General features: G+C 67.7%; 3 protein-coding genes. 2 read left to right on the top strand and 1 reads right to left on the bottom strand.

Translation table 11 applies throughout. The features are described from left to right. The first annotated feature begins 105 nt into the window (after positions 1-105). Both AB0G02_RS24085 and AB0G02_RS24080 read left to right on the top strand, forming a co-directional pair. Complete coding sequence (locus tag AB0G02_RS24085; RefSeq protein WP_360797722.1) at positions 106-6447, top strand: RHS repeat-associated core domain-containing protein; 6342 nt, start codon at positions 106-108, stop codon at positions 6445-6447. After that, positions 6444-6785: a hypothetical protein gene (locus AB0G02_RS24080; protein ID WP_360797721.1), complete on the top strand. Its 342-nt coding sequence runs from the start codon at positions 6444-6446 to the stop codon at positions 6783-6785. The genes AB0G02_RS24085 and AB0G02_RS24080 overlap by 4 nt, the downstream gene beginning before the upstream one ends. 455 nt (positions 6786-7240) lie before the next feature. On the opposite strand, the gene AB0G02_RS24075 is transcribed toward AB0G02_RS24080, so the two are convergent. After that, on the bottom strand, positions 7241-7461 hold a 221-nt coding region (locus AB0G02_RS24075), incomplete at its 5' end, for a cellulose binding domain-containing protein (protein ID WP_360797720.1).

Genomic DNA, 7461 nt, shown 5'->3' with positions numbered 1-7461 from the left:
GTCGGAGCCGGCGGCACCGGGCTGGAGGTCGGCCGTGGGCGGGGCGTCGCGGGGCGTGGGCCCGAGGGTGTGGTTGTCGCGCGCCGGTCGTCTGGTCGGGTCGAGGTGGAGTCGGTCGACCCGGCGCGGGTCGGCCTGGCGGGGCCGGTGTACCGGGTCAGCCCGGTGTCGGGTGACGTGTCGGGTCCGTTGTCGGTGCGGTTGGACTACTCGGCGTTCACGGCTGTCTTCGGCGGTGATTACGGGCAGCGGCTGCGGTTGGTGTCGTATCCGGAGTGTGTGTTGTCCACGCCGGGCAAGGCGGACTGCCGTCGAGCCACGCCGGTCGAGCACGTGAACACGGTGGACAAGCACCTGACCGGAGAGATCTCGTTGGCCTCGCCGAGCAGTGCGATGGTGTTGGCCGCAACCGCCGGCGGGGAGAGCGGTCAGGGTGATTACACGGCGACGCCGTTGTCGCCGACCGGTTCGTGGTCGGCGGGTGGGTCGGCGGGTGACTTCGCTTACAGCTACCCGTTCAAGCTGCCCGCCGCGTTGGGTGGTGCGACGCCGGGTCTGGCGTTGGCGTACTCCTCGGGCGCGGTGGACGGGGCCACGTCCGCGACGAACAACCAGGCGTCCTGGGTGGGTGACGGCTGGTCGTTGGCGGCGGGTGGGTTCATCGAGCGGTCCTACAAGTCGTGCGCCGAGGACTTGGGCGGCAACAACGGTCAGACCAAGACCGGTGACCAGTGCTGGGCCACCGACAACGCGACCATGGCGTTGGGCGGCAGCAGCAACCGGTTGGTCAAGGACACCGCGAACCCGAACGTGGAGAGCTGGCGGCCTCGTCAGGAGGACGGTTCGAAGGTCGAGCGGCTCTACGGTGCGGCCAACGGCACGCTCAACGGCGAGTACTGGAAGATCACCACGGTCGACGGCACGCAGTACTTCTTCGGGTTGAACCACCTGCCGGGCTGGGTGGAGGGCAAGGCTGAGACGCAGTCGACGTTCACCGTGCCGGTGTTCGGGAACAACGCGAACGAGCCGTGCCACCAGACCGCGTTCGCCGACTCGTCCTGCACGCAGGCGTGGCGCTGGAACCTGGACTACGTGCTCGACCCGCACGGCAACATCAGCGCCTACTACTACCAGCCGGAGACCAACTCCTACGGCCGCAACCTCAACGTCACCACGGCGGGGACGTCCTATGTGCGGGGCGGATACCTGCTGCGCATGGAGTACGGGCTCAACACCAACGCCGGTGGCGCCTACGCGCAGCCGGGCACGCGGGTGTTGTTCGACACCGCCGAGCGCTGCCTGCCCGGCGGCGGGGTCACCTGCGACCCGGCGCAGCTCAACGACACCACCGCGAAGTCCTGGCCCGACGTGCCGGCGGACCTGATCTGCGCGGCGGGTGCCGCGTGCAAGAGCGTGTCGCCGTCGTTCTTCACCCGCCGCAAGCTCACCGCCGTCGCCACCCAGGTGGCCAACGGCGCAAGCGGGTGGCTCGACGTGGACCGCTGGTCGTTGAACCACACGTTCCCGGCCACCGGTGACGGCGGCAACCCGCCGTTGTGGCTGGAGAGCGTCACCCGCACCGGCCTGGCCGGTGGCACCGCCTCCCTGCCGCCTACGACGTTCGGCGGCACCACGAAGACCAACCGCACCCGCGCCTCGCTGGACTACACCAGCCTGTCGCGCTACCGGATCACCTCGATCACCGGCGAGCTCGGCGGTGTCACCACCGTCGACTACTCCGGTGCGGACTGTCAGGACGGCACCCCCGATCCGGCCACGAACACGACCCGTTGCTATCCGGTGTACTGGACACCGAACGGTGCGGACAAGCCGGTGCTGGACTGGTTCAACAAGTACGTCGTCACGGACGTCTACGCCGACGGTCGTACGACGTTGGGCAAGCAGACCCGGACGCACTACGACTACCTCGACGGCGCGGCCTGGCACTACGACGAGAACTTCCTGGCCAAACCCGAGTACCGGACGTGGTCGCAGTGGCGCGGCTACGGCAAGGTGAAGACCACGCTGGGCAACCCCGACGACCCGTCCGGGCCGCGCACCGCCACCGAGTCGCTGTACCTGCGAGGCATGGACGGCGACGTCGCGCCCGGAGGCGGCACCAGACCCGCGACGGTGACCGACTCGCTCGGCGAGACCATCGTGGACGGCAAGCAGTTCGCGGGCGTCACCAGGGAAACGTCAACCTACCTGGACAACCGGGTGATCAGCACGGTGGTGAACGACCCGTGGTCCTCGGCCGCGACGGCGACCGACGTCCACGGCGTCCAGGCCTTCTACACCGCCACGGCAACCGCGCGGTCACGTGTGTGGCTGGAGGCGTCGAACAAGTGGCGCACCTCCCGAACTACGAAAACCCATGGTGACCACGGCCTGGTGACGTCGGTGCAGATCGAGGGCGACGCCGATGACGCGAACCAGACGACGTGCGCGCGCACGACCTATGCGCAGAACACCGGCGCGTGGATGTTGAGCTTCCCGAACTCGGTGCGGACCGTGTCCGGGCCGTGCGCCGACGACAACCCGGCGTCCAGCGCGAACGTCATCTCGTCGGTGCGCGCGCTCTACGACGGCCAGGCGTTCGGGGCGGCGCCGACCCGCGGCGACATGACCGAGGTGCACACCCTCGCCGAGTGGCCCGCCGGTGGCGCGGAGGTGTACCAGGCGCCGTCGTCGAAGACCACCTACGACACCGTCTACGGCAGGCCGCTGACCAACACCGACGCGCTGAGCCGGACCACCACCCTGGACTACACCCCGGCCACCGGCAGCCCGGTCACCAAGGTGGTCACCACCACACCCAAGGTGACCATTGCGAACGTGCCGACCGCGCTCACCTCGACGGAGGAGTTCGACCCGGCTTCCGGCCTGGTCACGGACAAGATCGACCAAGGGGGGCTGCGGACCTCCGTCACCTACGACCCGCTCGGCCGGATCACCGCGGTCTGGCAACCCGGTCACAACAAGGCCTCCCCGTCCACGGCGGACGCCAGGTTCGAGTACACCGTCAACACCGGCTCGCCGAGCGTGGTGGCGTCCAAGCGGCTGCTGTCCTCCGGCCGGTACGCCACCAGCTACACCCTGATCGACGGGCTCGGCCGGACCGTGCAGACCCAGGCCCCCACCTCCTACGCCCCAGGCGGCCGGGTCGTCGCCGACACCCTGCACGACACCCAGGGCCGGGCGTGGAAGACCCACGCCTCCTACTGGAACAGCACGGCACCCGAACCGACGCTGCTGGTCGTGCAGGACAACGCGGTGCCGAATACGACGGAGACCCGGTACGACTCGGCTGGGCGGGCGACGGCGGTGTTGTCGTTGCGCAACGGCACCGAGCAGTGGCGCACCACGACCAGCTACGACGGCGACCGCGTCACCACGATCCCGCCGCTGGGTGGCACCGCGTCGTCGGTGGTCAGCAACGGACTGGGGCAGAAGGTCCAGACGTTGCAGTTCAAGGACCGCACGCACACCGCGCCGACCGACCTCTCCGACACCACGAGCTACACCTACCACCGCTCCGGACAGCTGCACACGGTCAAGGACAGCACCGGGGCCAACACCTGGACCTACGAATACGACCTGCTGGGCCGCAAAACCTCACAGACCGACCCCGACGCCGGCACCACCACGACCACCTACGACGCCGCCGGCCAAATCCTGACCACCACCGACGCCCGGACCAAGACCCTCGCCTACACCTACGACAATCTCGGTCGCAAGACCGGCCTGTTCGACACGACTACGTCGGGCCTGAGGCTGGCGACGTGGGTGTACGACACCAAGCTCAAGGGCAAGCCGACCAGCTCGGTGCGGTTCGTCTCCGGCAAGGCCTACGTCCGCGCGGTCGACGGCTACGACACCTCCGGCAGGCCGACCGGCACCACCGTGACCATCCCCACCAGCGAGACCGGCCTCGGCGGCTCCTACTCCTTCCCGATCGCCTACGACCCCCTCAGCGGCGCCATCGCCAGGAACAGTTCACCCGGCGTGGGTGGTCTGCCCGCAGAAACGATCTTCCGGGACTACGACGCGTTGGGCAGCCCCACCGAGTCCTTCGCGGCCAACGGCAGCGGTGGCACCAAGCTGGTGTCCTCGACCAAGTACAACCCGATCGGCCAGGTGCTGCGCACCGACTACGCCGACGTCAACGACCCCAAGCAGCTGTCCACCACCCACACCTACGACGACTTCACCGGCCGCATCACCTCCACCATGGCCGTCCGCGCCACCACCACCGACCCGGTGATGGCCAACCGCGCCTACACCTACAACCAGGTCGGCGACGTCACCGAGGTCCACGACACCGCCACCGCCATCGCCGACAACCAGTGCTTCGGCTACGACTACCTGCGCCGCCTCACCGCCGCCTGGACCCCCACCTCCGGCAACTGCACGACCACACCGTCGGTGACCGGACTCGGCGGCCCGGCCCCCTACTGGACCGACTGGACCTACGACACCACCGGCAACCGCAAGAAGCAGACCAAGCACACCACCGCCGGTGACACCGTCACCGACCTGGCCTACCCCGACCCCGGCCAACCCCGACCGCACGCCGTCACCTCCACCACCACCACCAAGGATCCCGGCGGCGGCGAGACAGTGGCCACCTACGGCTACAACGAGGCGGGCAGCACCGTCGCCCGACCCGGCCACTCCCTCGGTCACGACCAGGAAGGCCACGTCGAGACCGACACCGACACCGCGACCGGCAAGGTCTCGCGCTACCTCTACGACGCCGACGGCACACGACTCATCTCCCGCGAAACCGCCGGCACCACCCTCTACATGGGCGACATCGAACTGTTCGTCCCCACCGGCTCCACCACCGCGGTCGGCACCCGCTACTACACCCACGGCGGCCGCAACGTCGCACGCCGCACCGCCGGCAAACTCACCTGGACCGTCGAAGACCACCAGGGCACCGCCCTGGCCACCGTCGACGCCGCCACCCTCGCCGTCACCAAGCGCTACCAGGACCCCTTCGGCGTCCCCCGCGGCCCACTACCCGCCTCCTGGCCCGACCGCCACGGCTTCATCGGCGGCGTCCAAGACCCCGGCGGCACCGTGCACTTGGGTGCCCGCGAATACGACCCGACACTGGGCCGCTTCACCGCCGTCGACCCGATCCTCGACGAAACCAACCCACAGCAGTGGAACGGTTACGCCTACGCCGAGAACAACCCGGTGACGCTCAGCGACCCGACCGGTCTGGCGACGTGGATGTGCCCCGACGGCGAATGCGGCAAGCACGGCAAGAACGGGCTCGGCTACGACCGGAGCGGCTCCACCCCGTCCACCCCTTCCAGCGCGTCCGCGCCGTCGTACCCGGTGGAGATCCCGGAGGAGATCAGGACCGCGCCGCCGCAGCTCAAGCAGACGGTCCTGCGGCAGCAGTGGACCGAGTTGAAGTTCGCGCCGAACAAGGCGGAGGTGGCCGCGCAGTTCGGGCAGGCCTTCTGCGCCGAGTTCTCGGGTGACTCGTTGTGCGACGAGCCGAGCCCGATGACGACGAGCGAGCGGACGCATCTGCTGCTCGACCTGGCGGGTCTGGTGCCGGGCTTCGGAGAGGTCGCCGACGGCATCAACGCGGCCTTGTACCTGGTCGAAGGGGACATGCTGAACGCGGGCATGTCGGCCGGTGCGATGGTGCCCGTCGCGGGCTGGCTCCCGACGGGCGCGAAACTCGGCGGCAAGGTCGTCAAGGCGTGCAACAGCTTCACCGGCGACACCCTCGTGCTGATGGCCGACGGTTCCACCGAACGCATCGACCGGATCGAGGCCGGCGACAAGATCGCCAACAGCGAACCTGAGAGCGAGGAGACCGAGCAACACGAAGTTCTCGCGGTCATCGTCACCGATGCCGACAAGGACTACGTCGACGTGACCGTGGCAACCCCGGACGGCCCGAGAACCATCCGTGCCACGGCCCACCACCCGTTCTACGACGCGACAGCCGGCATGTGGGCGGATGCCGTCGACCTCGGAACACAAACCCTGCTCGCCACCCCGGGCAACGGTCGAGCACCCATCACCGCCATCCGGCACTACGAGGCCGATACGCGCACCTACAACCTGACAGTCGAGTCGGTCCACACGTACTATGTGTTGGCGGGGCGAACGCCGGTCCTAGTCCACAACAGCGATGGAATCTGTGGCGTATGGAAGTCCGAGTTCGACAATCTGCCGAAGGGGAAGCAGGGGCACGTTCGGGAGATGCCTGATGAGCAGACGATGCGCGATGCCTTCGAGCGCTGGACTGCCGGTGCCGAGCAACTCCCGGCGCGGGGCCCGAAGATTCCCGAGGTATATCGACTCGAGGATGGCACCGTGATCCAGTGGAGGACGGCGTCTGCTTCCGGTGGGGCTACAGTAGATATTCAGCCTGGTAACGGCGGAAAGCCATTGAAGGTTCACTTGCCATGATCGACAGACGTATTTTCGCTGACGTGTTGATCGAAGGGCTGGAAGATTGGGTTCCAATCGATCAGCTCATCTGGGCGGCACGGGAAGAGGTGGCGGGGCATACGTGGAAAGAATTTTTCGCCGAGCTGCTGCACTTTCTCCTCGAAGATGGATTGATCCAGATCGGCGAACTTGCCGCAGAGGGCTTCTCGCCATGGAAGGGCGCGGCTGATGAAGTTGTGCAGTTGGTGCTCGATGACCTTGAGCGCCTTTCCTGGGAGCCCAAGCTGGGCAGTCGCGCCTGGATCGCCAACACGGAAGCAGGCAATGAAGTCGCACGGTCGCTGATCGACTGCTAGGGCGAGGCTCAGGCCGAGGTCTGCATCCTCGGCCCACGCGCGATGAGTTCGGCACCCGTGACGCCCGAACGCAGGAGCGTTATGCAGAAGGTTGGTCTTGGGTGACAGCGCAACAGCCCCGCCTGGGTTGGAGTCGGTTTCCTGTGCCGCTCGAAAAGTCATCGTTTCTGGTCAAGTGAGATGTCTGTACTCGTTGAGGATGCCGCCCAGTCGCTGTCGTTGGCAGATGTCGAGTCGGGTGACGGCTGCTTGGTCGGTGGTCGCTTGTGGTAGCGGATGTAGTGGTCGGGCGTTGGCGATGCCTTGGCGGGGTCGGTGGGTGTTGTGGAAGTGCTCGTACTCGCGCAGGGACTGGAATGAGTGCCGTTGGTGCCGGATGAGAGTGCGGTCGAGGAGTTCGCATCCGCAGCTCGACTCCGCCGCGGGGTGCTGTCAAGGCACACCGGGCGCTCGCCTCACAGCAAGTACGGCTCCGGCACGCACTTCGCCCCGCCGGTGGCCGGTTGGGTGGTCGTGCCGGTGCCCTGGAAGCCGATCGCGGTCGAGGTGCCAGGTGCCAGCGTGCGGTTCCAGTCGCGCGGGCTGAGCACGACGGCGTTGAGGTACTGGGTGCCTTCGGCGTTCCACGCCCGGCTGACCTTCTCGTCGGCGTAGAACACCTGGACAACGGTCCAGT

It is taken from the genome of Actinosynnema sp. NPDC023658 (assembly GCF_040639995.1).
Taxonomy (GTDB): Bacteria; Actinomycetota; Actinomycetes; order Mycobacteriales; family Pseudonocardiaceae; genus Actinosynnema.
The sequence above is the reverse complement of the archived record's forward strand: the minus strand, read 5'-3'. Positions and strand labels throughout refer to the sequence as shown.

What these genes read in the sequence shown, in the direction of transcription:
- AB0G02_RS24080 (WP_360797721.1), top strand. Translation starts at nt 6,444, where the DNA reads ATGATCGACAGACGTATTTTCGCTGACGTGTTGATCGAAGGGCTGGAA.